This window comes from Acinetobacter sp. Q85-2, from assembly GCF_013420555.1.
Classification (GTDB): Bacteria; Pseudomonadota; Gammaproteobacteria; order Pseudomonadales; family Moraxellaceae; genus Acinetobacter; species Acinetobacter indicus.
Window position 1 is genome coordinate 20,894 of the sequence record NZ_VOXW01000015.1, and the last position, 26,706, is coordinate 47,599.

Sequence of the window (26,706 nt, forward strand, 5' to 3'; positions counted from 1 at the left end):
TTTCTTAGCGTTTACCCATAGATTTACGGGTCCCACGTGGTGGTGGAAACAGCTTGTCGGCATAACCTTCATCTTTAGGACGAACCTGATTATGCAAGGCATCCATCTGGGCTTTTTCTTCCGCAGATGGCATTGGGAATGGGAGTTTTACCACAGGTTTTTTTGAAGTAGGCTGCTGCTTACTCATGACGATAACTCAAATCAAATTAGCGCTATTTTAAGGTTTTTTGCAGTCAGAAGCGAGCCTCCGGCTTTTTATTCTCAAAAATGCCTTATTTTGAGGCGCAGAAGCACAAATTTCGTGATTTTTTATTAATTTGTTGAGATTTTAAACGACGAAGTGACTATTTTTGAGCTAAGATAGTGTGCTTTTTATTTTTTAATCCCTATAAGAAGGAATACTGCCGTGGACGTACGTCTCTCTGATCGTGTAAATGCCATCAAACCGTCCCCAACGCTTGCTGTGACAAACAAAGCTGCTGAATTGAAAGCTGCTGGTCATAACGTAATTGGCTTGGGTGCAGGCGAACCGGATTTCGATACACCACAACACATCAAAGATGCAGCAATTGCAGCGATTAACAACGGTTTTACCAAATATACCGCTGTTGACGGTACGCCAGGCCTGAAAAAAGCCATTATTGCGAAACTAAAACGTGACAATAACCTTGACTACCAAGCCAACCAGATTCTGGTGTCTTGCGGTGGTAAACAATCATTCTTTAACTTGGCACTTGCACTGTTAAACAAAGGTGATGAAGTGATCATCCCTGCGCCATTCTGGGTAAGCTATCCAGATATGGTCATCATCGCTGAAGGCGTGCCAGTGATTGTAAAATGTGGCGAAGAACAACGCTTCAAAATCACTCCTGCTCAGTTAGAAGCAGCCATCACAGACAAAACCCGTTTAGTGGTACTGAACAGCCCGTCTAACCCGACAGGTATGATCTACACCAAAGCTGAACTGGAAGCTCTGGCTGAAGTACTGCGTAAATACCCAGAAGTGTATATCGCATCTGACGACATGTACGAACCAATCCGCTGGGATGACGAGTTCTACAACATCGCTACTGTTGCACCAGACCTGTATGACCGCACTATCGTGTTAAACGGTGTGTCTAAAGCCTATGCCATGACTGGCTGGCGTATCGGCTATGCAGCGGGCCCTGCTAAACTGATCGGTGCGATGAAAAAAATCCAGTCTCAGTCTACGTCTAACCCGACGTCTATTTCACAAGTGGCTGCAGAAGCTGCATTAAATGGTCCTCAAGACGTTCTACAACCAATGATTGAAGCGTTTAAACGCCGTCATGACCTGGTGGTAAACGGCCTGAACGACATCAAAGGTATTTCTTGCTTACCTGCAGATGGTGCGTTCTATGCTTACGCCAACATCAAACCACTGATTCGTGCTAAAGGCTTAAAATCTTGCACAGAATTCTCTGCATGGTTACTGGAAGAAACGGGCGTGGCCGTGGTTCCAGGTGATGCATTCGGTTTAGGCGGTTTCATGCGTATCTCTTATGCAACGGCTGATGAAGTGCTGGTAGATGCGTTAGCGCGTATCAAGAAAGCGGCGGATTCAATCGAAGGCGTTGATGAAGCGATTGCGTCGATCGAAGCTGAAAAAGCTGCTCAATAATCTCTTCTGAGCAATAAAAAAACCGCGACCTGTTCGCGGTTTTTTTATGGCCTGATTTGCTCTAAACGCTCAATTCAGCGGACCATAGATAACGGTTAGATGGCCTTTTTCAGCGCCTGAATGAGCTGACTGCGTGAGATGTCAGGACGGTCTGTACCCTTATAAATACAGTAATATTTAAAGGCACTATCCAGACTCACCCGCAGTTCTTTTTGTTCAGAAGCCGACCAGACCCGGCAGCGGTTACTACCCGACAAGGCACTGCCGGCAAGCTGATACAGGTATAAATCCTGGCTGCGCTGTAATGGCGTGCGGGTTGCATGATCCGGATGCTCTGAAAGCTGGAAACATGGCCCATTGATCAGCCATTTTTCACTAAACCACAGCTGCAGCAAATCGCCCAGATACAGATCGACATGCCCGACTGGCCATATGTTGATATAGGCCGAAGCAACAGGCGTATAATAATCTGCTGGATTGCTGATAAGAGAAAGGTAGTTGTCTTTGTAAAAATTGAGATTTGCAAAAATTTCAGGGATGCTGAGCGTATTCATTCGCTGTCTCCGATTTAGCCATTTTTGTGCTGGCAAGTTGGTTTAAATCCACACTGTTTAACCATTTGGTCAAACGACTTTCTGGATTTAATCTAACAACAGATTTTTTGCTTTGCAAGATTTTTTCGTGTTTTATTTTATTTTGCACAAATAAAAAGCATATAAACTTTAAATGTAAAAAAGATGACAGTTTTCGCTTGACCCCTGCTGAAATCCCTCTATAATCGCATTCAGATTCTCCCATAGCTCAGTCGGTAGAGCGACGGACTGTTAATCCGCAGGTCCCTGGTTCGAGCCCAGGTGGGAGAGCCAAATTCAAGAAAGCCCAAGCATTTAAGACTTGGGCTTTTTTATTGCCAAAATTTATAGCTTTCAATCTTTTTAATTCCTACAGCGATTCACATCTGAAGGTTATAAAAAAAGAAGATTAGGATCTTCCCGAGCGATCTAATGGCGAGACGTCAATCGCCAGATCAGCAGAGCATCTATCTTCAAAAACAGGTAAATCAGCCCTGATTCCCCTTCTCACAGCCATAAAAAAACGGAACCGAAGTCCCGTTTTCTCTCAAAAAATATTGACTGTTTCAAGCTGCCTGCGCCGGCACACCGCTATGGAAACGGAAAGTATCATCCGGGCTTAAAATCAGATTTTTTTCCACTTCACGAATATGCTGAATCCGGCCCTGAATATCTTCTTCCGGATTTTTTAGCTTGGCAGTTTTGGCAACGTCCAATGCTAGTGCCAGATAATCTTCATAATGACGCGATTCAGATTTCAGCAAATAGCGGTAGTAACGCCCCAGCTCTTCATCAACATGCGGTGCCAAGGCATAAAACCGCTCGCAGGAACGCGCTTCTACAAAGGCGCCAATCACCAGTACATCAATTAACGCTTCTGGCTCGTAGGTACGGATTTCTTTGCGTAAGCCGCCGGCATAACGGCCTGCGCTCAAGCCTTTCCACTCCTGTCCGCGTTTGTTCATAAATTCCAGCACCTGTTCATAATGCAGCATTTCTTCACGAACCAGTTGCGCCAGTTTGACCTGCAAATCGGTAAAGAAGCTGTAGCGGAACATCAGGTTCATGGCTGTACCGGCGGCTTTTTTCTCGCAGTTGGCATGATCCTGCATCAGGATTTCCAGATTGTTCAGCGCTTCATCCAGCCAGGCTTGCGGGGTTTCACAGCCCAGGAAGCCGATCACCGGCTTCATGAGTTCATCATAATTGATTGTCGACATACAAAAACTTCAGGATTATCGTGCAGCTTTAATCGCTGCTTTCATTTGCTGTACAGCTTGGGCCAGACCCACAAACACCGCATCGGCAATGAGCGAGTGACCAATATTCAGTTCGTGAATTTGCGGAATTGCGGCAATCGGCGTCACGTTATCTAAATTCAGGCCATGGCCGGCATTCACCACCAGACCTTTGGCCGCGGCATATTCGGCACCTTTCACAATACGTTCCAGCTCAGCCTGCTGCGCCTCTGCGGTTTCAGCATCGGCGTAGGCACCGGTATGAATTTCAATGGTTGGTGCACCACAAGCAACTGCGGCATCAATCTGGGCAAAGTCAGCATCAATAAACAGGGATACATCACAACCCAGAACAGAGAGAGCCTGCGTTGCCGCTTTTACCGCCGCAAAATTACCGACCACATCCAGTCCACCTTCAGTGGTGACTTCCTGGCGTTTTTCCGGGACAAAGCAAACATGATGCGGTTTGATTTCTTTGGCGAACTCGACCATTTCATCAGTCACCGCCATTTCCAGATTCATGCGGGTTTTCAGCAATGGACGCATACGACGCACATCATCATCCTGAATATGACGACGATCTTCACGCAGATGCAAGGTAATACCCTCTGCACCAGCCTGTTCACAAATCAGTGCGGCATTGACCGGATCTGGGTAAGTGGTGCCACGTGCTTGTCGCAATGTTGCAACATGGTCAATATTTACACCAAGTAATGCAGCCATACTCTTTTCCTAATTACGATTGTGTTTGGGAGTTCTGTATCCACAATTGACGACTTTTTAACGGCCGATCTCCCAGCAGGGAGCTGATCATCTGCCGATATAATTTAGACAGTAATTGTAACTGTTCTGGATTAAAATCCCTACCCTTTTCATGGTCACGCATACTCAAAATCTGCGCGCCACTTAAACCAGAACGGGAAGCCTGCGCCGTTGGCATAAAGCCTTCATTTAATAAAAACTGGTACTGCTGCGTTGCACCAATCGGCCGCTGGTTGGCATCCACTTCAAAGTCGATAGCATAACCCAGTTCTTGCAGCAACACATGCTCAAACTGGCGCAGAATCTGTCTTAAAAAGCTGTTCGGCTGCGGATGGCTCGACAGCTGCTGCAATTGCTGCAAAGTCGTGGCATATTGCAGAAAAGTCTCGGGCATCTCGACTTCGAGCGGACACAGACGCAGCAAAATTTCATTCAGATAAAAACCGGAGAAAAAGGCATCGCCAAAGAAAAATACGGGCTGGTTGATAATTTCCAGTTTGGTAAAATTTTTCAGTTCAGATTTACCCGAGGCCTGCAGGCTAATCGGTTGATATTGTGGTGGCGGGGTTTGTCTTAAAATACCATCAATCCGCCCATATTCCTGGGTAAACAGATGCACAATATGACTACGCTCGCGGTATTTACGATGATGGATCAGGTAGCCATGCAAGACTTCATTACGCATGCGGGCAGAATATCAGCCTAATCATCTTTCTTTTTGCTTTCATCTTCTTCATCCCCATCGGGAATGACTGCACCGACCACAGCGGCCGTGCCTTTGACCACGCCTTTGGTGGTTTTATAGGCCACTTTAACCGGAACTGTAACCACCTTATGAATACAGCCTTGCAGCATGAACATGCAGGCTAAAATCACAGCAATTTTGGTCATTACAGTTCCTCGTTTCATGGCTTAGATATCGCTATATCCCAAGCTTTTTAATGCACGTTCATCATCTGACCAGCCACCTTTGACTTTCACCCAAAGCGTGAGCATGATTTTCTGTTCGAACATTTTTTCCATATCGACACGGGCATCCATCCCGATTTTTTTCAGCTTAGCACCTTTTTCACCAATCACAATGGCTTTTTGGCCCGGACGGTCTACGAAGATGGTGGCATCAATATAGGTACAAGCCGGTTTCATACGACCGGTTTTTTCATTTAAAGCCGGCTCTTCGGTTTTAAATGATTCAATCTGTACGGTTAAATCGTATGGCAGTTCTTCACCGAGCTGACGCATGATTTTTTCACGAATAATTTCAGAGGCCAGGAAGCGCTCGGAACGGTCGGTAACCTGATCAAATGAATATAGCGGTGGCTGGAATGGCAGATACTGCTCAATGGTGTCACGCAGATGTTCCAGATTGGCACCACGCAGCGCAGATACCGGTACAATTTCTGCGAAGTTCATCAGCTTGGCGCGCTCCTGAATCAGCGGCAGCGCCTGATTTTTATTCTCGAAGGTATCCAGTTTATTGATCACCAGAATGACTGGCATGTCTGCATTTTTCAATTTCTCCAGTACGAGTTCATCGTTCTGGGTCCATTTTTGTGCATCGACGACGAATAATACCAGGTTCACATCACGCAGCGCCGAGTGCGCGGCACGGTTCATCATTTTGTTGATGGCACGCACTTCTTTTTTGTGCATCCCCGGGGTATCGACATAGACCGCCTGAGATTTTTCACGCGAATCAATCCCGACAATTTTATGGCGGGTGGTTTGCGGCTTACGCGAGGTAATAGACAGTTTTTGACCCAACAGGTGGTTCATCAAGGTAGATTTACCCACGTTTGGCCGGCCCACAATGGCCACAAATCCGCTACGGTAATCCGATGGAATTTCCTGACCTTGTGAACTGAAGAATTGATTGATTAAATCGTGGCTGTCGCTTTGCGACTCGTGATCAGCATCGTTGTGATCGGAATGGATTGTCATTGAGACGTTTGCTCCAAGAGTTTTAAAATTTCCGCGGCAACTGCCTGCTCGGCAAAGCGGCGGCTAGAACCTTCACCTTTCATTACCGGTAAAGCATCGACCCGGCATTCCACCTTGAAATGCTGGTTCGGGGCATCACCCTGAATATCTACAACCTCGTAAACTGGGAGAGGTTTTTTACGTGCTTGTAAATACTCTTGTAGGCGTGATTTCGGATCTTTGAGCTGATCGGTCGGCTCAATATGATCCAGATAAGGCACGTACCATTTTAACACAATCGTCTGTAGCAGGTTTAAATCCCCACAGTCGATATAAATCGCACCAATAATCGCCTCGACTGCATCTGCAAGTATAGACTCGCGATGATGACCGCCTGATTTCAATTCACCGGTACTGAGAATTAAATTTTGACTGAGTTTTAAATCATTGGCGATTTTACCCAGCGCTTCCTGACGCACCAGCGTTGCGCGCATACGGGTCAGCCGCCCTTCGTTTTCCTGCGGATAGGCGGTGTAGAGATAATTGGCAATAATCATCCCTAAAAGTGAATCGCCTAGAAATTCTAGGCGTTCATAGTTGTGTTTGTGACTGACCGAACGATGCGTCAGCGCCAGCTTGAGCAGATCCGGCTGTTTAAACTGGTATCCGATGCGGCTGGCCAAACGCGTTTCATTGAGCTTGGACTGAGCTTTGATCAAAACTTTTCTCGAATTTCATGACAATATCAATATTCAATAAGAACGGTTTTCTTATCTCATAGTCTTTCTTCACCTGTAGACCATCTACATTGGTGACCTGGGCAACATCCGCAAATTTAATATCACGAATATTGTTCATACTTAAACGCTTATCCATTTCCCCAATGAATTTTTGCGGACTCAGGTTTTTGGGTCCATGAATCAACTGCTCTTTAATCTGGTTATCCAGCATTCGATCATCGAAATACGGTCCCCAAACCGCAACTGCAATTTTTGCCATAAAAGCAAAACCAATAATTGCAACCAGAATTGCAATATACGATGCCCCTTGTTGATGACGCATTTTGTTATTTTCCTAATGGATGATTTTAATCTATGCTGCCGTTTCGGCTAAAAGACGGCAATTTAAAACCAGGCTCTTTGTGCATCCAGATATAGACGGCACGGCCGGTCAGGTTTTCTTCAGGTACAAAACCCCAGAAACGGCTGTCAGCACTCTGATCGCGGTTATCCCCTAACGCGAAGTAATGACCTTCTGGAACTTTGACTTCCCAATATAAACCATTTGTAGAAGCATATTTACCATTTTCGACATAATTAATAAAGGGTGCCTGACGCGCCACGTTTACGCCTTCCAGTTCACGCATGGTAAAAGTATGCTTGCCTAAAGTTTCCTGATGGTAAATCGAGTTGGGTGTATCGAGGCTGTCTTTTTCACGGCTAAATTCCAGTGCAACTTTCTGCACCTTTTCGCCGTTAATGGTAAATTGGCCATGATCATAAACAATATGATCACCCGGTAAACCCACAATCCGCTTAATGTAGCTAATGCTTGGTTGTGGCGGATAACGGAACACCGCCACATCACCGCGTTCTGGCGAACCGGTATCAATAATTTTGGTGTTGACGATTGGCAAACGCACGCCATAGTCAAATTTATTTACCAGAATAAAATCCCCGGTCTCCAGGGTTGGCACCATTGAATCTGACGGGATGTTAAACGGCTCATATAAAAATGAACGCAGCACCAGCACAACGGCCAGTACCGGCCAGAAGTCATACGCCCATGTGATAATGAAATTTTCATTGCCCCGCCCTTTGGTCTGTCTTTGCTTGAAGACAAATTTATCCAGCAACCACACAGCAATAAAAAACAGCGTGGCAGGAACGAGGATCAAATTAAAATCAAAATCCATGGGCATTTATCCTTCTAATCTTTTTAGCGTTCGACTTTTAATACAGCTAAGAACGCTTCTTGTGGGATTTCAACGCTACCCACTTGCTTCATACGTTTCTTACCTTCTTTCTGCTTGGCCAGCAGCTTCTTCTTACGCGACACGTCACCGCCATAACATTTGGCCAATACGTTCTTACGCATGGCTTTTACCGTTGAACGGGCAATAATTTGCGCCCCAATGGCCGCCTGAATTGCGACATCAAACATCTGACGCGGAATCAGGTCTTTCATTTTTTCAACCAGCGCAATACCACGGTGACGGGCATCCTGACGGTGACAGATCATTGCCAGCGCATCGACTTTTTCACCGTTAATCAAGACATCGACTTTCACCAGCGATGAACTTTCAAAACGCACGAAGTTGTAATCTAGTGATGCAAAACCACGTGAGCAGGATTTCAATTTATCAAAGAAATCCATCACCACTTCGGCCATTGGAATTTCAAAGGTAATTGATACCTGATTACTCATGAATTTCATATCTTTTTGCACACCACGACGCTCGATACACAAGGTCATGACGTTACCCAAGTATTCTTGCGGCACCAGAATATGACATTCGGCAATCGGTTCACGTAAGTCTTCAACGGTGGAACCGTCTGGCATTTTCGATGGACTGTCAATATATACGGTCTGGCCATTTTTCATTACGGCTTCATAAATAACCGTAGGCGCAGAAGAAATCAGGTCCAGATCGTATTCACGTTCTAAACGTTCCTGAACGATTTCCATGTGCAGCATACCAAGGAAGCCACAGCGGAAACCAAAACCGAGCGCATCCGAACTTTCTGGTTCAAAGAACAGCGCCGAGTCATTGATTTGCAGCTTTTGCAGTGCTTCACGGAACGGTTCAAAATCGCTGGCATCAATCGGGAACAAACCGGCATAGACCTGCGGTTTTACTTTCTTGAAGCCCGGTAACACTTCCACTTCTGGCGTGGTTGCCAAAGTAATGGTATCACCAACTGGTGCACCAAAAATGTCTTTAATGCCGGCAATCACGAAGCCGACTTCGCCCGCTTCCAGAATATCGGTTTCAGTATGTTTCGGATTGAAAATACCCACCGAGGTAATGATGTGCGTTTGACCGGTTGATTTCATCAACATCTTGTCGCCTTTACGCACACGTCCCTGCTTCACACGCACCAGAGACACAACGCCCAGGTAGTTATCAAACCATGAGTCGACAATTAAAGCTTGTAATGGCGCATCACGATCACCGGTTGGTGCTGGAATAACATCAACCAGACGCTCTAAAACACCTGCAATCCCCAGACCGGTTTTAGCTGAACAGGTCGGCGCATCGGTTGCTTCAATACCAATAATATCTTCAATTTCCTGAATCACACGCTCAGGCTCTGCTTGCGGCAGGTCAATCTTGTTCAGAATTGGCAGTACTTCCAGACCTTGCTCAATCGCGGTATAGCAGTTGGCAACCGATTGTGCTTCTACGCCCTGGGCAGCATCAACCACCAGTAGTGCGCCTTCACACGCTGCCAGTGAACGTGAAACTTCATAAGAAAAGTCAACGTGTCCCGGGGTGTCAATGAAATTTAACTGGTATTCCTGACCATTCGGATGGGTATAGTACAAGGTCACCGAAGTCGCTTTAATGGTAATCCCACGTTCACGCTCAAGTTCCATTGAGTCCAGTACTTGCGCCTGCATTTCGCGATCCTGCAAACCGCCACAGGTCTGAATGAAACGATCCGCAAGGGTCGACTTGCCATGATCGATATGTGCAATGATCGAGAAGTTACGAATGTTTTTAATATCAACAGATTTTTTAGCTTGCGCCATGGGCTACCTTAAAAAATAACGCGCTATGCAAACCAGATTCAGTGCACAGCAAAAGCCGAATAGAAATTGCGAAGGATTATAGCAGATGGATTTTTTAAAGTATCCAAAATAATGCAAAGCTTTTCGGCCCGGCCGGTTTTAGATCATCCGATACAAACCGGCCAGTGACGATGCTTATGCCGGCTGTGGCGGATACTGGTTAAAATCCATCGGATTCAGATCGGCTGGAATAGGCTGATACGCCTGGGAAAAACTTGGCGACATGCGTTTTGGACGGCCGCTGTCTATTTCCACACAGGCCCATTTGGTCTGCGCGACAAACAGCACGCTCTGGTCCTGCGGACGATAAAACACATACTGGCGAAACAGGTACAGCGCATTAATTTCACTGAGCCAGGTTCTTAAAATCAGCTCTTCACCGGCAAATGCAGCCTTGCGATACTGCACATGATGCTCCACCGCCACCATGGCATGTTTCATTTCCAGAAACTGCGCCATGCCCAGGCCTAAGGTTTCAATATGGGCGCTGGCCACATCCTGCATCCACTGTACATAAACCACGTTGTTGACATGGCCCAGACTGTCAATATGCTCGGGTTGAACCTGAAGTTTTAAATCAAAAAATGTACTGCTCATGCTCTGTTACTGTACCGCTGCATCGGCTATTGAGGCCCCTAGTCTACTGAAAATTGGCCCCGGATAAATTGAAAAATAAAAAAACCACAGCAGGCTGTGGTTTTTAACTGGCTCAGATCAGGAAATTCGCATGCCGACAATAGCACGTTGTCCCTGACGGATTAAGGTCACACGCGCCACGCTGCCCTTTTTCAGCTGCGAAACCGCCTGAACAAAGCTGTTGCTGTCGGTGACTGGGCTATTGTTCAGCTGTACGATGACATCACCCGGTAAAATTCGCGACTGCGCTGCAATACTGCCCGGACGGACTTCCTGAATCAGCACGCCGCCTTTAATTTCCAGCTGACGCATTTCTGCTGCTGACAGGTTCCGGATTGCGACCCCAAGTACCGGGCCTTTATTCTGGCTTGGCGTAACATTGCTCTTGGCCGGGGTGTCATCCGGTGCAGTACTTAAAGTAGCCGAGATATTCCGGCGACGGTCATCGCGTAAAACTTCCAGCTGGATGGTCTGTTTAGGTGCAGTACGGTTCAGGTAATTGAGTAATTCACTGGTACGTGAAATTGGGGTACCGTTGTATTTTAAGATTACATCACCGGCACGCAAGCCGGCTTTGGCGGCTGGAGAATCCGGTGCCACCTGGGTAATTAAGGACCCTTCCGGTTTATCCAGTCGATACGATTCTGCCAGCGTCCGGTCAATATCCTGCAGGCTCACACCTAAATAGGAACGGGTGACTTTACCATGCTGTTTTAACTGGTCTGCCACTTCCATGGCGACATCAATCGGAATCGAGAAAGACAGGCCCATATAGCCGCCCGTTCCACTAAAGATGCGCGAGTTGACCCCAACCACTTCACCGCGCTGGTTAAATAGCGGTCCACCCGAGTTACCCGGGTTTAAGGCAACGTCAGTCTGAATAAACGGTACCGAGGTTTCCCCCATCATGTTACGCATTTTGGCGCTGACAATACCGGCAGAGGCGGAATAGTCAAAACCGAATGGTGAACCAATCGCCAGCACCGGCTCACCAACTTTCAGGCGATCAACATTACCGGTACGCAGTTCAGGGAAATTGCTGCCAGATACTTTCAGCAAGGCCACATCGGTCCGCTCATCACTGCCGACTACAGTGGCATCAATTTCACGGCGATCATTCAGGACAATGGTGACTTTGGAGGCATTTTCAATCACATGGTGGTTAGTGAGCAGGTAGCCATCTTTGCTAATAAAGAAGGCACTGCCATAACCGGTTTTTTCCTGTGGCGCCTGACGCTGCGGAATCACCACCCCATCGCCAAAGAAACGGCGTAACAGTTCCGGAACCTGTTGTTGTAACAGCTCTTCCTGGCTTAAACGTTTGACCACATTGACACTGACAACACCGGGGCTGACCTGTTCAACCAGGTTGGAAAAATCTACTGAAGTAGAGGCCTGTGCTTGAACAGATGCCATAGTGAACACAGCTGCATAGAAACCCTTCTGTAAGTAGCGATTATTCATATATAGCATTCACTCAATTTGTTTATAAAAATGTGATGTTCTGTTTTTAACATAACGCTTTTTAAGATTTCGTAATAATATGTTCAATTCCTCAACAGGATACAAGTGCTTATGCCATTTTTTATAAAATGGAGTTTTATTGCTTTTTCTCATCATTAATAAGCATCTTGACCCTTGCCTTTTGTTTTAAAAAGCGTTGTCATTACCAGACTTTTTTCAAATTAGCTGATGGACATGTCTAATTTACATGCAACTCATCATTTTGATGTGATCATTGTGGGTAGTGGCGGCGCAGGTTTAAGTCTGGCACTGTCATTACCAGCTCATTTTAAAATTGCCGTGCTGGCCAAGTCGGCCCTGACTGATGCCAGCACCTTTTATGCCCAAGGTGGGGTCGCAGCCGTACTGGATGAAACCGACTCTATTCAACAGCATATAGATGACACAATGATTGCAGGCGCGCATTTATGTGAACTGAATGCCGTGCAGCAAACTGTAGAGGGCGGTAAACCTTCGGTCGATTTCCTGCTTGAACATGGCGTTCAATTTACCCTCGATGAACAGGAACAACTGCATTTAACCCGTGAAGGCGGCCACTCCCAGCGCCGGATCATTCACGCGGCAGATGCCACAGGACGTGCCATTTCAACGACACTGGTCCAGCGGGCCAGAGAAAAACAGAATATCCAGATTTTTGAAAACTTTGTTGCCATTGACCTGATTACCACGCAGAAACTCGGTCAAACCGGTGACAATCGTGCATTGGGCCTGTATGCCCTGGATGAAAACACCGACCAGATTGATACCTTCCTGGCGCCCTTTACCGCACTGGCCTGCGGCGGTGCCATGAAAGCCTATCTGTACACCTCTAACCCGGATATTGCCACCGGTGATGGGATTGCCATGGCCTACCGCGCCGGTTGCCGCGTCGCCAATATGGAATTTAACCAGTTCCATCCGACCTGCTTATACCATCCGCAAGCCCGTTCCTTCTTGATTACCGAAGCCATGCGTGGCGAAGGCGCCTATTTACGCCTGCCAGATGGTGAACGCTTTATGCTACGTTTTGACGAACGTGCCGAACTGGCACCACGTGATATTGTGGCACGTGCAATTGACTTTGAAATCAAGCGTCTGGGGATTCGTCATGTCTGGCTAGACATCACCCATAAACCGGCCGAGTTTGTTAAAGAACACTTCCCGACCCTGTATGCGCGTTTACTGGAATTGGGCATCGACATCACCAAAGACATGATTCCGGTGGTCCCGGCGGCGCATTATACCTGTGGCGGTGTAGTGGTTGATGAACACAGCCAGACCGATATTGCTGGCCTGTATGCCATTGGGGAAACCTCATATACCGGCCTGCATGGTGCTAACCGTATGGCCAGTAACTCACTTTTAGAATGTTTTGTATATGGCATGAGTGCTGCTGAACATATTCAGGCTGAATTCAAGCCCGATTATCAATCACCAAATGTGCCGGCCTGGGATGATTCTCAAGTGACCCATCCCGATGAAGATGTGGTAATTCTACAAAACTGGGATGAACTGCGCGCCACCATGTGGAACTATGTCGGGATTGTCCGCACCACCAAGCGTTTACAACGTGCCCTGCACCGTATTGAAATGCTGAAACGTGAAATTACCGAGTATTATCAGGACTACAAAGTCAGTAAAAACCTGATTGAACTGCGTAATCTGGTGCTGGTTTCAGAAATGATTGTGCGCTGTGCCATGCAGCGTAAAGAATCGCGTGGCCTGCATTACACCCTGGATTATCCAGAACTGGCAGATGAGCTGCGTAAAACTGTCCTCACGCCGCCAAACTTCCAGGTAGAAACGCCATTGGTGAATGAGGATGTGCCGGCTTAAAATGCTTTTACATCTTCAGTTCTGAAAGATAAAAAACCGAATCGCAGGATGTGATTCGGTTTTTTATTGGGATCAGCCAAAAATGGTTTCAGCCGGATGGTTCCTCAAGTTGAAGCATATTGCGCTGCACTCGAGGTTGGCTTTAATAATGGCAACTGCTCAGGTTCTAGCACTCCGGACAGCAATTGCGGCAGATAGGTCTGCACATAATTACGTAAAGTCAGTGCCACTTGTGCCGAGAAATGTGGCTGCTGCAATTGTGTCTGCAGATGTGCCAAAGCCTGCGCCTCGGTCAGCTGATGGGTTTGCACGGCATAGACATAGCCCAATAAAGCACCTTGTGCCAAAAACTGATACGGCAACCCGGCCTGAGCATTGCTGGCAATTGAACCTAACACCCGTTCGGACGCACTGAGCTTGCGTAGCGGATCACGCGCCACCCGTGCACATGGGTCTTTATAGGCATGGACACAGGAGTTTGCAAAACTTTGTGCCAGTGCATGTAGATCTTTCTGTCGGTGTGGTAACACCACCGCCAGTCCCTGCTGAACCTGCTGCAACAACTGCTGCATGAACTGTTCAATCTGTGGGTCGGCCAGAGCCACACCAATGGTTTGATGACCACGCAGGCTGGCATACCAGGCAAGCATGGCATGCACCCCGTTCCAGAGCCGGTTTTTAATCAGCTGGATTTCACTGATGTCTTCGACCAGAATCATCTGCCGCATTTTTTGTAGTAACGGGCTGGAATTTTCTACATAAATTGGCATGTCAATTTCTGCATTAAACAGAATGAGATCCATCGTTTGTAGAATATGACTCGGCTGGAAATTACGGCGCAAATCTTCCACATACAGGCTGGCCTGACGTTCCTGCTCCGGCTGCAAACGGGTGTTATCCTCAATTTCAACCGGCTCGGCTTCATCTTCTGTCTGCGACTGCTTGAAGATGTTGTATTTAATCCGTAGCTGGCGGTACAGGTTCTGGTCAGTCAGTTTGGATACCATACGGTTGACCACGGTATCGCAGAAATAATGCTGCGCTAAAATGGCTTGTGCGGTCTGCACATCACTTAAGGCCACCAGGGCTTTACGGATATGCTCCAGCAATAACTGCTTGGCACCGACTTTATTTAAAATAATCAGCACGGTTAAAGGCGCAGCCGGCTGGTCCTGATGGGCCAGATAACGTGCATACAGGCCTTGCGCAATCACCTCAGCTTCGCTGCTCAGCGCTTTTTCTGGCAGACATAAGGCAATCAAGCTGGATTCGATATACATCTCCTGCATGTGCTGCAGGTTATCTGCATCAATAATGCTCATGTTTTCAATACGTTCATCATAGGACATTTGCCCATAACGAATGCAATAGGTGCCAAAAGCATTCACCGCAGAGCGATACAGCTGGTTACGGGTAGAAGCGTAAATCCGTTTCGGACGGGTATAACCATCCCAATGCGATAATACCTGCGCCAGATAACCGCCACCAATCGCACCAAAACCATGGATTCCGACAGTTAGCTGGTTCAAGGTTTGTGGAAAGGCTTCCTGCAGGCTGGGCATGCCCAAGGCCGGAATATACAGGTTTAAATCTTCCAGATAATCTTCCATGCTTTCATAGTAGTAATGCGCCTTAGACAGCATCTGTTCATTTGGTGCTTTAATGTCCCGCAGCAGCACGGTAATGCCCTGCGCTGCATAGGCCGAGGTCACACCATTGTCTGAATCTTCAAACATGAAACAGTCACTGGCGGAGAGATTCAGCTTTTGCGCAGCGGTCAGGAAAATTTCCGGATGCGGTTTGCCACGTTGGACTTCATCTCCGCACACCAGTACATCAAAAAATTTATAGACATTGGCATTAATTAAATATTCTTCGGCAATGGCACGGCGACTGGACGTCGCCACTGCCATGCGCAGCCCGGATTTACGCAAGCGCTCCAGCACCTGTAGCAAACCGGTTTTAATCGGCACGCCAAACTGACGCACACTTTCCAGTTCCAGCTCATCGGCACGCTGGCGAATTTCGGTATAGGGAATATCTTCACCATATTCAGCCTGTGCCAGCTGTTTGGCACTCCGCGCACTCAAGCCCAGACAACCCATTAAATAGTCATCGCTAAACTCGACTCCAATCAACTCCCGAGATGCCTGTTTCAAGGTTTGAAACCGTAAACGCTCAGTATCAAACATTGTGCCATCCATATCGAAAATTGCGCCCTGGATCATTTTATTTTTAAATTTAAGCATTTCCCCCCTCATTTGATCATTTTTCAACAGGCCTAGAGCCTAGAGCAATTTTTGAGGGAACAACACCTTAGACAAAGAATGAAATATTTAAGGTTAAAAATTAATCACCTGATTAGAATGAGATTCAAGATATGTAACTTAAAGTAACCACTGAGTAACATCATGTAAATCAATGAAGCAATTTTTTTGAAATATAAAGATAAGTTTTAAACAATTCAGGAGAATGAGACTTTTCAGCTGAAAGAAGGTACTTCAAAAAATAAAAAGCTGGAAACGCCAGATTGGCGAAGAAACTGAAGCAGGCAAAATAAGGCGAGCCAGATCAGCAGAACAAGTGGCCTGAAAATCAAGCGAGCCAGATCAAAAGAACAAGTGACCTGAGAATCAAGCCACTTGGGGTGGAATTGAATAGGTTCCGGTCACATGCGCCACCGGTTCCTCCTGCCCGACTGAATAAATCCAGACTTCACCCACGGCCAGACTTTTACCCAGTTTCATGAGCCGGCATTCCGCCCGCAGGTTTTGTCCACCGGCCGGTTTGCGTAAAAAATTGATATTCAGGTTGGTGGTAACCGCCAACCCGACAATCCCAATCTGGCCCAGAATGGCTACATATAAAGCCAGATCTGCAGCCGTCATCATGGTCGGACCAGAGATCGTGCCACCCGGACGTAATTCACTTTCCCCAACCCGATAGGTCAAGCAGGCACCCATTGGCGTGACCGCATCAATCTCACATTTTTCCAGACTCTGGGGAAATTCTTGTTGTAAAAATTCAATAATTTCAGCACGGTTACTTTTCATTGTGATCAAAAAATCCTCTATCATCACGCTACTATAGAAGATTTTTAGTCTTGACCCAAATTTAAGCAGCGACTGTCTGTAAATATTTGAGCGCCTCGGCAAAGACCAGATCCGGACTTTGGGTGGCATCTAAACGTTTAATCCGTTCTGGTTCTGCCTGCCACAACTCCTGATAACCAGCACGCACCTTTTCAAAAAAGGTGACTTTTTCCTGTTCAAAACGGTCCAGCGCACCACGTTCACGCGCACGGGACATGCCCAGTTCAATCGGTGCATCCAGCCAGAAAGTCAGAGCCGGCATGTGCGAAACAAAATTCTGGTTCAGCAATTGCAACTTTTCCCGGCTTAGGCCACGCCCAGCACACTGATAGGCAAAGCTGGCATCAGTAAAGCGGTCACAGAGTACCGTTTTGCCAGCTGCCAGTGCAGGCAGAATCACCTGCGCCAGATGCTGGGCGCGCGCTGCGTACATCAGCAGTAATTCAGTATCATTACACATCTGCTCGTCATGATTGACTGAAAGCAGCAGACTGCGAATCTGCTCGGCCATCGGGGTGCCACCCGGTTCACGGGTCAGCACTACTTCACTGCCTTGGGCCTGCAAATGTTCATAAATACGACGGATGAGCGTGGTTTTACCTACCCCTTCGGTGCCTTCAAAGCTAATAAACATGCTCACTCCTTGTTCTTCGCACGAATGACCGCCAGATATTCCTGAACTGCGCGGTTATGATCTTGCAGATTGGTACTGAATTTATGCCCGCCATCACCGGTGGCGACAAAATAGAGATTGTCGGAATCATCTGGATGCATCGCCGCTTCAATCGCGCGTTTGCTTGGCAGTGCAATTGGTGTTGGCGGCAAACCATAGATGGTATAGGTATTGTACGGGGTTGGGGTACGTAAATCCTTACGGGTAATATTGCCCTGATATTTGTCGCCCATTCCATAAATGACGGTTGGGTCAGTTTGTAAACGCATGCCTATCTTTAAACGGCGCACAAATACGCCAGAGACCTGACGCAGTTCGCTATCGACATGGGTTTCTTTTTCAATAATCGACGCCATCACCAGCGCTTCATATTTATTCTTGTACGGTAAATCTGGTGCACGGTTGGCCCAGGCTTCATCCAGTGCTTTCATCTGACGCTGATATAAATCGGTCAGAATTTTACGGTCCGATTCGCCCTTGGCAAAGAAATAGGTATCTGGCGCAAACAGGCCTTCCGGATGCTCAAATGGAATATTCAGCGCTTTTAACAACTGATCGGTCGGCAGATGGCTGACTTCTTTAGTCACCAGTTCATCCTTTTGCAGACGCTGTACCAGCTGTTTAAAAGTAGTGCCTTCAATGACCAGAATCCGGTTCATCTGCGCATTTTCTGCATTGGAGATCATTTCCATGACTTCACGGATGCTCATGCCCTGCTGGATTTCATAAACCCCAGCTTTCATCGGATCATGAATCATGATTTTCTGATACAGCTTCAGAATAATCGGAAAACTGACCTGATCATTTTTTTCCAGACGATCAATAAAACCGGAATAGGTATCGCCATCGCCAATGGCCAGTAATTCTTTCTGGCCTTTTACCGGATAGTCTTTAAACAGGCTGGACCAGAGGATGACTACGACAATGAGGAGTACGCCCAGTAACAGGGTTAAAATACCTTTCATCGGTAATGGGGAGCGAGGCTTGTTTTTCTTTTTCGTTTTAGAGCGGGATGAAGACATATTAATGCATCTGATTCAATTGAAGACGATTAAACAGTTCAATACAGGCTTGAACATCTAAAAGGCGTGCATCGAGCTGGGTCACGATTTTCATCGGACTGAGCGCATTACAGAAAAACAGACTCTGGAACTGCGCAATTTCTTCCATATCGACATAACGCTGGCGACAGGAAATGCCGTGCTGCTGCATACGGGCCAGAATTTCAGCCCGCATCACGCCGTGGACGCCATTATAACGAAGTTCCGGCGTAATCCATTCATTGTTTATAAGAATGAAACAATTACTGCTCACCCCTTCAACAACCGAGCCTTGCACATCAGTCACCAAGGCTTCTGGCCAGCCCTGCGCATCGGCTTCTTTTTTCAGTATCACCTGTTCTAAACGGTTCAGGCTTTTAATACCGACCAGCTGCGGCATACTCAGTCCCATCGCTTGTTTCAACACACCACTGGCGATTTTTTCATAGTGGAAATCATCCACTGCTTTAGGATAAAAAAAGACCCAGACATCAGCCTCTTGTGCGGGCAGGCTATAACCGCGCTGTCCATCTCCCCGACTAATGATGATTTTTAAGGTGCCGTTAACCTGCGGATAGCGCTGCTGCAGCTGTTGAATCGACTGCTGGATAAACGCTAGATTGGCATTTAAATACAAACGCTCACAGCCGTGTTGTAGCCGCAGCAGATGTAAGGCCTCCAGTTCAATCTGGCCATTGCGGATGCGCGCGGTGCTAAAGCAGCCATCGCCATAATGAAAGGCACGGTCCAGCACTGAAACGGCCGATATTTCCTCAGCATTCTTAAAACATTGCATACAACAAGTATCCATTTGAGCTGGCTTTAGTGTAAGAATGGAAGATCTATTTATATTTCTTTTTTATTCATATAAAATTCATTTTTTATTATTTTTTTAGGAATAAGACTAGCGCTATTCTTGCCTCATGTTACAAAACAGCGAAAAATTTGAGGTTAGTCATGAGTTTTACAAAATTAAAAATTGGGGTACTGGCCGCATTAATTTCGGCATCCTCTTTTGGTGTTGCTGCAAAAGATTTTCTGAACGTGTCGTATGACCCGACCCGTGAATTATATGATGATGTGAATAAACAGTTCGGCAAATACTGGGAAAGCCGGACCGGACAAAAAATTAACTTTAAACAGTCGCATGGTGGTTCAGGCAAACAGGCCCGTGCCGTAATTGATGGCCTGAGTGCCGATGTGGTGACGCTGGCTTTGGCCGCCGATATTGATGTAATTGCGGAAAAAGCCAAACTGTTTCCGGCAGACTGGCAAAAGAAATTACCACATAACTCGACACCTTATACCTCGACCATTGTATTTTTAGTGCGTAAAGGTAATCCGAAAGGGATTCAGGACTGGGGCGATCTGGTCAAGCCGGGCGTAGGTATTATTACCCCGAACCCGAAAACCTCAGGCGGTGCACGCTGGAACTATCTGGCCGCCTGGGCTTGGGCTAAACATCAGCCGGGTGGCAATGATCAAACTGCACAGGAATTTGTCCGTAAAATTTATAAAAACACCAAAGTTCTGGATTCAGGCGCCCGCGGTTCAACCACCACATTTGCCGAGCGTGGCATTGGTGATGTACTGCTGGCCTGGGAAAATGAAGCGCACTTAGCCATTCGTGAGCAGCCGGGTAAATTTGAAATTATTACCCCAAGCCTGTCGGTACTGGCAGAACCGCCGGTGGCCATTGTTGAGAAAAATGCGGAAAAACACGGCAACAAATATTTGGCCCAAGGCTATTTAAACTTCCTGTATTCCCCACTCGGACAGGATTTAGCCGGCAAACATTATTATCGTCCTCGTAGCGAAGCAGCATTAAAGAAATACAGCCAGGTCTTTAAGCCGTTAAAGCTGGTCACGGTAGATCAGGAATTTGGGGGCTGGGCCAAAGTCCAGTCTGCACATTTTGAAAATGGCGGTATTTTCGACCAGATCGTAAAAGCCAATAGCGCGAAATAATTCAGCTGTAGCATCAGCAACTGTAAGGTAAGCAAAGGAGCATCGACATGATTCATACCGTAATTGTTCCGGGCGTAGGTGGCAGTGAATATAGCCACTGGCAATCCTGGTTACAACGACAGCTCATGTCCTGCTCCCGCGTCGAGCAGCAGGACTGGAATGCTCCGGTACTCGAAACCTGGGTAGAACAGTTCCGAAGCACCGTGGCGGCGATTGATGCACCGCTGCAAATTGTGGCGCATAGCTTTGGCTGTTTGACTACCGTAGCCGCTCTGGCGCAATACCCGGCGCTGCAACGCAAGGTCAAGAATCTGGTACTGGTGGCACCGGCCAACCCGGGCCGTTTTGGTGAAGCCGGTTTTGCCCGTGACAGCCAGCATGACTATCAGGACTATTTTCATCAGCTGCAAGTGCAGGTTCCCGCCAGCATGCTGATCAGTGAAAATGATCCCTGGTTAAATGCCGAACATGCACTGGAACTGGCGCAGTCCTGGCAATTAGAACCGGTAAGCTTGGGCCATGTCGGGCATATTAATGTCGCCTCTGGTTTTGGTCCTTTTCCTGAACTCTGGAATTACCTGATTTCAGAAAAGGCTATGCAGCATATCAGTATTACTGATGACAGCAAGTATTTATTTAAATTTGCAATTTAACCTTCGCAAATTATGCTTGTGCCGAAATTTATTTATTTTTCGCTGGCTGATTTCAGCCCGCATTCTCTCTTTGAGGAGTAATCATGTCGCAGCGGTCCCGAGTGCTGCCAGGATTTGGTCTTTCTCTAGGCTTTACCCTAGCGTATTTATCATTAATCGTTCTGATTCCTTTGTCTGCCGTATTTTTAAAATCGCTGGACATTGGCTGGGAAGGTTTATGGGAAATTTTAAGTTCTGAACGTATCTTAAAATCTTTGCAGTTAAGTTTTAGTGCTGCGCTGATCGCAGCGCTGGTGAACGTCGTTTTTGGTTTATTGCTGGCCTGGTGTCTGGTGCGTTACCGCTTCCCGGGCAAACGCCTGATTGATGCGCTGGTCGATTTACCTTTTGCCTTACCGACCGCCGTGGCCGGTATTGCCCTGACCTCTTTATATGCACCTACCGGCTGGATTGGTCAGTATCTGGAGCCTTTAGGCATTCAGGTGGCCTATACCCCTATCGGGATTACCCTGGCCCTGATCTTCATTGGTATTCCATTTGTGGTGCGTACCGTACAGCCGGTACTCAGCGATCTGGAAACCGAGCTGGAAGAAGCGGCATCTGCTCTGGGCGCAAACCGTCTGCAGATTGTTACCAAAGTCATTTTCCCGATTTTACTGCCGGCGTTAATTACCGGTTTTGCCCTGGCCTTTGCCCGTGGCGTGGGTGAATATGGTTCGGTAATCTTCATTGCCGGGAACCAGCCTTTTGAAACTGAAATTGCCCCGCTGATGATTATCTCCCGTTTAGAAGAATATGATTATGCCGGTGCAACCACTATTGCGGTGGTGATGCTGCTGATTTCATTCGTGATGCTGTTCCTGATTAACTTGTTACAAGCATGGGCCAGCCGTCGTACAGGGAGAACAGCCCGATGAGTTTAAATACCAACAGCAATGCTTTGGCCGACAAGCTGCAATCGCGTGATGCCACCCGTGAACCGACCTGGGTTCGCTACACCTTACTGGCCATTGCCCTGATTTTCTTCCTGAGCTGCCTGATTCTGCCGTTAATTCTGGTGTTCGTTGAAGCCTTTAAACAAGGTGTGGGCGTGTATACCCAGGCGCTGGTACATCCAGATACCTTATCTGCAGTCAAACTGACCTTACTCACCGCGGCCATTGCCGTTCCACTCAACGTGGTGTTTGGTGTAGCCGCAGCCTGGTCGGTGGCCAAGTTTAACTTCCCGGGTAAATCGATTCTGACCACCATCATTGATTTGCCGTTCTCGGTCTCTCCGGTCATTGCCGGGATGATGCTGGTACTGATTTTTGGTACTCAGGGCTGGATGGGCAACTGGTTAATGGACAACGACATCAAGATTTTATATGCCGTGCCAGCGATTGTCATTGCCACCATCTTTATTACCGTACCGTTTGTGGCACGTGAACTGATTCCACTTATGGAAGCACAAGGCACCGAAGAAGAAGAAGCGGCCATTGTACTGGGTGCATCTGGCTGGCAGACCTTCTGGAAAGTCACCTTGCCGAATATTAAATGGGGCCTGATTTACGGTGTCATTCTGTGTAATGCCCGGGCGATGGGTGAGTTTGGTGCGGTATCAGTCGTGTCTGGACACATTCGCGGTGAAACCAATACTTTGCCCTTACACGTTGAGATTCTCTATAACGAATATACCTTCAGTGCTGCGTTTGCGGTGTCATCCCTGCTGGCCCTGCTGGCGATTGTGACCTTGATCCTGAAAACCTGGGTCGAAATCCGTCAGGAAAAGCAGGACAAACGTAATGAAGATTCAACAGTTTCTTAAGGAATGACCTCATGAGTATTCAAGTTAAAAATATTGAAAAACACTTTGGTGCATTCCATGCACTGAACAATATCTCCCTCGATTTTCCAGATGGCCAACTGGTGGCCCTGTTAGGTCCATCGGGCTGTGGTAAAACCACCCTGCTGCGGATTATTGCCGGTTTGGAATCTGCCGATGGTGGTCAGGTGATTCTGGAAGGTCAGGATGCCACCGATGTTCACGTGCGTGAGCGTCAGGTCGGTTTCGTCTTCCAGCATTATGCGCTGTTCCGTCACATGACCGTTTTTGACAACATTGCCTTTGGTTTACGTGTACGTCCGCGTGCCACTCGTCCATCGGAAGCTGAAATTAAAAAACGCGTGACCCGCCTGCTTGATCTGGTACAACTCGGCTTTCTGGCCGACCGTTATCCGGCGCAATTGTCTGGCGGTCAGCGTCAGCGTATTGCCCTGGCGCGTGCCTTAGCCGTTGAACCACGTGTCCTGCTGCTGGATGAACCGTTTGGTGCGCTGGATGCCAAAGTGCGTAAAGAACTGCGCCGCTGGTTACGTACCCTGCATGATGAATTGCACATTACCTCTATTTTTGTTACCCATGATCAGGAAGAAGCCTTAGAAGTGGCGGACCAGATCGTGGTGATGAACAAAGGCAACATCGAGCAGATTGGTTCACCACGCGAAGTCTACGAAAAACCGGCGACGCCGTTTGTGTTTGACTTCCTGGGTCAGGCCAACCGTTTTGAAGGTCAGAACAGCAATGGCCTGATTCAGCTGGGTGAAGACCGTATTCAGCTGGCCAGCGCACAACAGGGGCCTCAGGGCGAGATCATTGCCTTTGCCCGCCCGGATGAGCTGACCATTCATGCCCAGCCACAGGACAATGCCATTCAAGCCACCTTCTTACGTGAAGTCTGGATTGCCGGTAAAGTGCTGGCAGAACTGAACGACCGTCAAGGGAACTTAATTGAAATTTCCCTCACCCCAGAAGAAGCACGCTTGCATCAGTTCCGTCCAAACCAGACCGTCTGGCTGACAGCAAGTCAATTACATTTATTTGAAAATCAAGTCGCTTAACCGCGCACCGATGGGGCATTTCAAGCCCCATCCTTTTTTGAGGGAAAAAGGACATGAACTTCCAACAGCTCAGAATTATTCGAGAAACTGTGCGCCAGAACTTCAATTTAACCGAAGCCTCTGCGGCGCTGTACACCTCCCAGTCCGGGGTGAGCAAGCATATTAAAGACCTGGAAGATGAACTGGGTGTGCAACTGTTTATCCGTAAAGGCAAACGCCTGCTCGGTTTGACTGAACCTGGTCAGGCCCTACTCGGTATTGTTGAGCGCATGTTGGTGGATGCCGATAATATTAAACGTCTGGCCGATGATTTCAATAAAGTGGATGAAGGCACCCTAACCATTGCCACCACCCACACTCAGGCACGTTATGTACTCCCGCCGATTGTGAACCAGTTTAAAAAAGAATTTCCCAAGGTCCATCTGATTCTGCAACAGGCCAGTCCGGTTGAAATTACCGAGATGCTGCTACAAGGCGAAGCCGATATTGGTATTGCAACAGAATCCTTAACCACAGAAAGCAATCTGGCCAGTGTGCCTTACTATACTTGGCAGCACAGTATTATTACCCCGCAAAACCATCCGCTGGCCCATAAAGCCGAGATCAGCATTCAGGATTTGGCGGAATATCCGATTATTACCTACCACGGCGGTTTTACCGGCCGTTCTAAAATTGACAAAGCCTTTGAAGATGCCGGTATTGATGTTGATATCGTGATGTCTGCCCTGGACGCCGACGTCATTAAAACCTATGTCGAATTAGGCATGGGCGTGGGTGTAGTCAACAATGTAGCCTATGACCAGGAACGTGATTATCGTTTAAAGCAGATAGAAACCGATATTTTTGGCCTGAATACCACCTGGCTGGCGGTGCGTAAAGGACATTTACTACGTGGTTATGGCTATGAGTTTATTTCCCTGTGCTCACCTGAAGCCGATATTAAAGCCCTGAAAAAAGTCGCGTATCCAGAAGATTAAACACCCACAAAAAATGGAAATGAAGAGGATGGCATCAGCATCCTCTTTTTTATATCATTCCAGTTGATCCAGTAATCAGACTAGCCCAATCCATACTTCTTAAATTTTATACTAATGCTTATTTTGAACTACATTACAGCATCCCTAAAAAAATGGGATAAAGATCACTTAAACCTGTTTATTTTTTCAGCAAATTCAGTTTTAATAGCTAGATAATTTTTAAATATCAATACTTTATAAATTTATAATTTAACCAAAAATTAAAGGACAGCCAATGAAGGTCCATTTTTTCTGGGTGTCGATGAGCCTGCTTTTACCGGTTCAAGCTGTTTCTGCAGCAGCGCTGGAGCAGTCCGGACAATCCATGCATATCTTTTTCCAGCCCGATCATTATGCCGAAATCTCCCTGGTGCATTTAGAGGCCGATGTTGCAGGACAAGTCGAAAACCAGGCTGCACTGGCCGAGTTAGGAATTTATGACTATTCCACCGGCAACCTGGCACCCGAGCAGCATTTTGTGCTCGGTGGTTTTAAACTGCAGCTGAATCCAGAGTTTTCCTTTGCCCTGCTTTATGATCAGCCCTTTGGTGTTAAGGTCAACTATAACTACAACCCGGATTTTTATGGTCAACCATTAGACGTCGAAGCTGCCGACATTCGCTTTAAAACAGAAAATATTAGCGCACTTATCGGGTATCATCCGGATACGCACTGGACTTTTTATGCAGGACTCAGTCATCAGTCTTTTCAGGGAAACCTAGAGCTTTTGGGACAAAACTATTATATTTTTCATGGCTATCAGGCCTATTTCCCTGAAGATGATGCCTGGGGTTGGCTGGCCGGGGTACGCTACCAGATTCCTGAATATGCCATGAGTGCGGCGTTCACTTATCGTTCGGCCATTCATCATCAGCTAGCGGTACAGGAACAGTCTCTACAAGGCCAATTGCAGATTGTGGCGGACCAGAATACCGCGGTTCGCACACCCGAATCGCTGAATCTGGATTTACACACCGGCATCAGTGCCAATAACCTGCTCTATGCAGGTATACGCTGGGTTAACTGGAAAGATTTTTATATACAACCGACTCAATTTGGCGCCGTGATTGATGCTTACGCAACATTCATTCCTGAAATTAAAGACTTTAAATTAATTCATTATCAGAAAGATCAATGGTCGGCCAAACTGGGCGGGTTACATCGCTGGAATGCACGCTGGATCAGTCAGTTAGAACTGGGCTGGGACTCCGGGATTGGCAATCCGGCCTCGACCCTAAATCCGGCAGATGGGCACTATAGCCTCGGCTTAGGCCAGCTCTTTTATTTTCGACCTGACAGTTTTATTGCTGCAGGGGCCTATTATTTAAAGTTTAAACAGCCGCATATTCAACCCAGTGATTTTGCCGGCACTCAAATTTCCAGTCTAGCCTCGGTCAATCGGGACAATCATGCCTGGGTATATGGACTAAGATTTGGCCATCATTTCTAAAGGTATAAAAAAACGAGCCGAAGCTCGTTT

Annotated in this window: 27 protein-coding genes and 1 tRNA gene; 10 read left to right on the forward strand and 18 right to left on the reverse strand. The window is 47.2% G+C overall.

The features are described from left to right. Positions 1–4 precede the first annotated feature (4 nt). Positions 5–187, reverse strand: coding sequence for a hypothetical protein (locus FTT68_RS09585; protein ID WP_005176699.1), 183 nt, complete (start codon positions 185–187; stop codon positions 5–7). A gap of 219 nt (positions 188–406) precedes the next feature. On the opposite strand from FTT68_RS09585, the gene FTT68_RS09590 reads away from it, so the two are divergent. Continuing rightward, a complete protein-coding gene (locus tag FTT68_RS09590; protein WP_005176698.1) occupies positions 407–1,642 on the forward strand; it encodes a pyridoxal phosphate-dependent aminotransferase in 1,236 nt (411 codons plus the stop codon). Positions 1,643–1,737: 95 nt separating this feature from the next. Here FTT68_RS09590 and FTT68_RS09595 read toward each other — a convergent pair whose 3' ends face one another. Beyond that, positions 1,738–2,196, reverse strand: a complete 459-nt coding sequence (locus FTT68_RS09595) for a hypothetical protein (RefSeq protein ID WP_160243408.1) — start codon at positions 2,194–2,196, stop codon at positions 1,738–1,740. Between the two features lie 236 nt (positions 2,197–2,432). Between FTT68_RS09595 and FTT68_RS09600 the strand changes: the two genes are divergently transcribed. Continuing rightward, positions 2,433–2,508 (forward strand) — tRNA-Asn (locus FTT68_RS09600). A gap of 272 nt (positions 2,509–2,780) precedes the next feature. On the opposite strand, the gene FTT68_RS09605 is transcribed toward FTT68_RS09600, so the two are convergent. From FTT68_RS09605 to FTT68_RS09655, 11 genes are all read right to left on the reverse strand, one after another. Beyond that, positions 2,781–3,434 carry a tRNA-(ms[2]io[6]A)-hydroxylase gene (locus tag FTT68_RS09605; protein ID WP_005176696.1) on the reverse strand — a complete coding sequence of 218 codons (654 nt, stop codon included), beginning with the start codon at positions 3,432–3,434 and terminating at the stop codon, positions 2,781–2,783. A gap of 15 nt (positions 3,435–3,449) precedes the next feature. Then, complete coding sequence (gene pdxJ, locus FTT68_RS09610; protein ID WP_016660036.1) at positions 3,450–4,175, reverse strand: pyridoxine 5'-phosphate synthase; 726 nt, start codon at positions 4,173–4,175, stop codon at positions 3,450–3,452. A gap of 13 nt (positions 4,176–4,188) precedes the next feature. Next, positions 4,189–4,899 carry a DNA repair protein RecO gene (locus tag FTT68_RS09615; RefSeq protein WP_180175302.1) on the reverse strand — a complete coding sequence of 237 codons (711 nt, stop codon included), beginning with the start codon at positions 4,897–4,899 and terminating at the stop codon, positions 4,189–4,191. A 17-nt stretch (positions 4,900–4,916) separates the two neighbouring features. Then, a complete protein-coding gene (locus tag FTT68_RS09620; protein WP_005176688.1) occupies positions 4,917–5,105 on the reverse strand; it encodes an NF038104 family lipoprotein in 189 nt (62 codons plus the stop codon). Between the two features lie 21 nt (positions 5,106–5,126). Then, positions 5,127–6,155: a GTPase Era gene (gene era / locus FTT68_RS09625; RefSeq protein ID WP_016660033.1), complete on the reverse strand. Its 1,029-nt coding sequence runs from the start codon at positions 6,153–6,155 to the stop codon at positions 5,127–5,129. Further along, positions 6,152–6,853 carry a ribonuclease III gene (gene rnc, locus FTT68_RS09630; protein WP_005176685.1) on the reverse strand — a complete coding sequence of 234 codons (702 nt, stop codon included), beginning with the start codon at positions 6,851–6,853 and terminating at the stop codon, positions 6,152–6,154. Before rnc ends, era begins: the two co-directional genes overlap by 4 nt. Further along, positions 6,825–7,196, reverse strand: a complete 372-nt coding sequence (locus tag FTT68_RS09635) for a DUF4845 domain-containing protein (RefSeq protein ID WP_005176678.1) — start codon at positions 7,194–7,196, stop codon at positions 6,825–6,827. Before FTT68_RS09635 ends, rnc begins: the two co-directional genes overlap by 29 nt. 25 nt (positions 7,197–7,221) lie before the next feature. Then, positions 7,222–8,049 carry a signal peptidase I gene (gene lepB, locus FTT68_RS09640; RefSeq protein ID WP_180175303.1) on the reverse strand — a complete coding sequence of 276 codons (828 nt, stop codon included), beginning with the start codon at positions 8,047–8,049 and terminating at the stop codon, positions 7,222–7,224. 23 nt (positions 8,050–8,072) lie between these two features. After that, positions 8,073–9,890: a translation elongation factor 4 gene (gene lepA / locus FTT68_RS09645; protein WP_005176673.1), complete on the reverse strand. Its 1,818-nt coding sequence runs from the start codon at positions 9,888–9,890 to the stop codon at positions 8,073–8,075. A 174-nt stretch (positions 9,891–10,064) separates the two neighbouring features. Further along, positions 10,065–10,526, reverse strand: a complete 462-nt coding sequence (locus tag FTT68_RS09650) for a thioesterase family protein (RefSeq protein ID WP_005176672.1) — start codon at positions 10,524–10,526, stop codon at positions 10,065–10,067. A 117-nt stretch (positions 10,527–10,643) separates the two neighbouring features. Beyond that, positions 10,644–12,029: a Do family serine endopeptidase gene (locus tag FTT68_RS09655; protein WP_104505510.1), complete on the reverse strand. Its 1,386-nt coding sequence runs from the start codon at positions 12,027–12,029 to the stop codon at positions 10,644–10,646. 228 nt (positions 12,030–12,257) lie between these two features. Between FTT68_RS09655 and nadB the strand changes: the two genes are divergently transcribed. Then, positions 12,258–13,904 (forward strand): L-aspartate oxidase, encoded by a 1,647-nt coding sequence (nadB, locus tag FTT68_RS09660; protein WP_005176669.1) that lies wholly within the window; start codon positions 12,258–12,260, stop codon positions 13,902–13,904. Between the two features lie 104 nt (positions 13,905–14,008). Here nadB and mtlD read toward each other — a convergent pair whose 3' ends face one another. The 5 genes from mtlD to pabC form a co-directional block, all read right to left on the reverse strand. After that, positions 14,009–16,153, reverse strand: coding sequence for a bifunctional mannitol-1-phosphate dehydrogenase/phosphatase (gene mtlD / locus FTT68_RS09665; protein ID WP_180175304.1), 2,145 nt, complete (start codon positions 16,151–16,153; stop codon positions 14,009–14,011). Between the two features lie 384 nt (positions 16,154–16,537). Then, positions 16,538–16,957: a PaaI family thioesterase gene (locus FTT68_RS09670; protein WP_045795123.1), complete on the reverse strand. Its 420-nt coding sequence runs from the start codon at positions 16,955–16,957 to the stop codon at positions 16,538–16,540. A gap of 61 nt (positions 16,958–17,018) precedes the next feature. Then, the gene (gene tmk, locus FTT68_RS09675) at positions 17,019–17,630 is read right to left on the reverse strand and encodes a dTMP kinase (protein ID WP_005176660.1); all 612 of its coding nucleotides are present in this window, start codon (positions 17,628–17,630) and stop codon (positions 17,019–17,021) included. A gap of 2 nt (positions 17,631–17,632) precedes the next feature. Beyond that, positions 17,633–18,691 carry an endolytic transglycosylase MltG gene (gene mltG, locus FTT68_RS09680; protein WP_180175305.1) on the reverse strand — a complete coding sequence of 353 codons (1,059 nt, stop codon included), beginning with the start codon at positions 18,689–18,691 and terminating at the stop codon, positions 17,633–17,635. Between the two features lies 1 nt (position 18,692). Continuing rightward, complete coding sequence (pabC, locus tag FTT68_RS09685) at positions 18,693–19,505, reverse strand: aminodeoxychorismate lyase (protein ID WP_180175306.1); 813 nt, start codon at positions 19,503–19,505, stop codon at positions 18,693–18,695. Positions 19,506–19,666: 161 nt separating this feature from the next. Between pabC and FTT68_RS09690 the strand changes: the two genes are divergently transcribed. The 7 genes from FTT68_RS09690 (at position 19,667) to FTT68_RS09720 (ending at position 26,676) form a co-directional block, all read left to right on the forward strand. Next, a complete protein-coding gene (locus FTT68_RS09690; protein ID WP_104471280.1) occupies positions 19,667–20,677 on the forward strand; it encodes a sulfate ABC transporter substrate-binding protein in 1,011 nt (336 codons plus the stop codon). A gap of 47 nt (positions 20,678–20,724) precedes the next feature. Next, on the forward strand, positions 20,725–21,330 hold the full coding sequence (locus FTT68_RS09695) for an alpha/beta hydrolase (protein WP_005176655.1): 606 nt from the start codon (positions 20,725–20,727) through the stop codon (positions 21,328–21,330). 83 nt (positions 21,331–21,413) lie between these two features. Further along, the gene (cysT, locus tag FTT68_RS09700) at positions 21,414–22,247 is read left to right on the forward strand and encodes a sulfate ABC transporter permease subunit CysT (RefSeq protein ID WP_005176654.1); all 834 of its coding nucleotides are present in this window, start codon (positions 21,414–21,416) and stop codon (positions 22,245–22,247) included. Then, positions 22,244–23,137, forward strand: coding sequence for a sulfate ABC transporter permease subunit CysW (gene cysW, locus FTT68_RS09705; protein ID WP_075167788.1), 894 nt, complete (start codon positions 22,244–22,246; stop codon positions 23,135–23,137). The genes cysT and cysW overlap by 4 nt, the downstream gene beginning before the upstream one ends. Positions 23,138–23,148: 11 nt before the next feature. Next, a complete protein-coding gene (locus tag FTT68_RS09710; RefSeq protein ID WP_005176652.1) occupies positions 23,149–24,210 on the forward strand; it encodes a sulfate/molybdate ABC transporter ATP-binding protein in 1,062 nt (353 codons plus the stop codon). Between the two features lie 53 nt (positions 24,211–24,263). Further along, positions 24,264–25,187, forward strand: coding sequence for a CysB family HTH-type transcriptional regulator (locus FTT68_RS09715; RefSeq protein ID WP_075167787.1), 924 nt, complete (start codon positions 24,264–24,266; stop codon positions 25,185–25,187). A 274-nt stretch (positions 25,188–25,461) separates the two neighbouring features. Further along, the gene (locus FTT68_RS09720; protein WP_180175307.1) at positions 25,462–26,676 is read left to right on the forward strand and encodes an OmpP1/FadL family transporter; all 1,215 of its coding nucleotides are present in this window, start codon (positions 25,462–25,464) and stop codon (positions 26,674–26,676) included. Positions 26,677–26,706 lie beyond the last annotated feature (30 nt).

What these genes read in the sequence shown, in the direction of transcription:
- FTT68_RS09585 (WP_005176699.1), bottom strand. Translation starts at nt 187, where the DNA reads ATGAGTAAGCAGCAGCCTACTTCAAAAAAACCTGTGGTAAAACTCCCA.
- FTT68_RS09595 (WP_160243408.1), bottom strand. Translation starts at nt 2,196, where the DNA reads ATGAATACGCTCAGCATCCCTGAAATTTTTGCAAATCTCAATTTTTAC.
- FTT68_RS09605 (WP_005176696.1), bottom strand. Translation starts at nt 3,434, where the DNA reads ATGTCGACAATCAATTATGATGAACTCATGAAGCCGGTGATCGGCTTC.
- pdxJ (WP_016660036.1), bottom strand. Translation starts at nt 4,175, where the DNA reads ATGGCTGCATTACTTGGTGTAAATATTGACCATGTTGCAACATTGCGA.
- FTT68_RS09615 (WP_180175302.1), bottom strand. Translation starts at nt 4,899, where the DNA reads ATGCGTAATGAAGTCTTGCATGGCTACCTGATCCATCATCGTAAATAC.
- FTT68_RS09620 (WP_005176688.1), bottom strand. Translation starts at nt 5,105, where the DNA reads ATGACCAAAATTGCTGTGATTTTAGCCTGCATGTTCATGCTGCAAGGC.
- era (WP_016660033.1), bottom strand. Translation starts at nt 6,155, where the DNA reads ATGACAATCCATTCCGATCACAACGATGCTGATCACGAGTCGCAAAGC.
- FTT68_RS09635 (WP_005176678.1), bottom strand. Translation starts at nt 7,196, where the DNA reads ATGCGTCATCAACAAGGGGCATCGTATATTGCAATTCTGGTTGCAATT.
- lepB (WP_180175303.1), bottom strand. Translation starts at nt 8,049, where the DNA reads ATGGATTTTGATTTTAATTTGATCCTCGTTCCTGCCACGCTGTTTTTT.
- lepA (WP_005176673.1), bottom strand. Translation starts at nt 9,890, where the DNA reads ATGGCGCAAGCTAAAAAATCTGTTGATATTAAAAACATTCGTAACTTC.
- FTT68_RS09650 (WP_005176672.1), bottom strand. Translation starts at nt 10,526, where the DNA reads ATGAGCAGTACATTTTTTGATTTAAAACTTCAGGTTCAACCCGAGCAT.
- FTT68_RS09655 (WP_104505510.1), bottom strand. Translation starts at nt 12,029, where the DNA reads ATGAATAATCGCTACTTACAGAAGGGTTTCTATGCAGCTGTGTTCACT.
- nadB (WP_005176669.1), top strand. Translation starts at nt 12,258, where the DNA reads ATGGACATGTCTAATTTACATGCAACTCATCATTTTGATGTGATCATT.
- mtlD (WP_180175304.1), bottom strand. Translation starts at nt 16,153, where the DNA reads ATGCTTAAATTTAAAAATAAAATGATCCAGGGCGCAATTTTCGATATG.
- FTT68_RS09670 (WP_045795123.1), bottom strand. Translation starts at nt 16,957, where the DNA reads ATGAAAAGTAACCGTGCTGAAATTATTGAATTTTTACAACAAGAATTT.
- tmk (WP_005176660.1), bottom strand. Translation starts at nt 17,630, where the DNA reads ATGTTTATTAGCTTTGAAGGCACCGAAGGGGTAGGTAAAACCACGCTC.
- mltG (WP_180175305.1), bottom strand. Translation starts at nt 18,691, where the DNA reads ATGTCTTCATCCCGCTCTAAAACGAAAAAGAAAAACAAGCCTCGCTCC.
- pabC (WP_180175306.1), bottom strand. Translation starts at nt 19,505, where the DNA reads ATGCAATGTTTTAAGAATGCTGAGGAAATATCGGCCGTTTCAGTGCTG.
- FTT68_RS09690 (WP_104471280.1), top strand. Translation starts at nt 19,667, where the DNA reads ATGAGTTTTACAAAATTAAAAATTGGGGTACTGGCCGCATTAATTTCG.
- FTT68_RS09695 (WP_005176655.1), top strand. Translation starts at nt 20,725, where the DNA reads ATGATTCATACCGTAATTGTTCCGGGCGTAGGTGGCAGTGAATATAGC.
- cysT (WP_005176654.1), top strand. Translation starts at nt 21,414, where the DNA reads ATGTCGCAGCGGTCCCGAGTGCTGCCAGGATTTGGTCTTTCTCTAGGC.
- cysW (WP_075167788.1), top strand. Translation starts at nt 22,244, where the DNA reads ATGAGTTTAAATACCAACAGCAATGCTTTGGCCGACAAGCTGCAATCG.
- FTT68_RS09710 (WP_005176652.1), top strand. Translation starts at nt 23,149, where the DNA reads ATGAGTATTCAAGTTAAAAATATTGAAAAACACTTTGGTGCATTCCAT.
- FTT68_RS09715 (WP_075167787.1), top strand. Translation starts at nt 24,264, where the DNA reads ATGAACTTCCAACAGCTCAGAATTATTCGAGAAACTGTGCGCCAGAAC.
- FTT68_RS09720 (WP_180175307.1), top strand. Translation starts at nt 25,462, where the DNA reads ATGAAGGTCCATTTTTTCTGGGTGTCGATGAGCCTGCTTTTACCGGTT.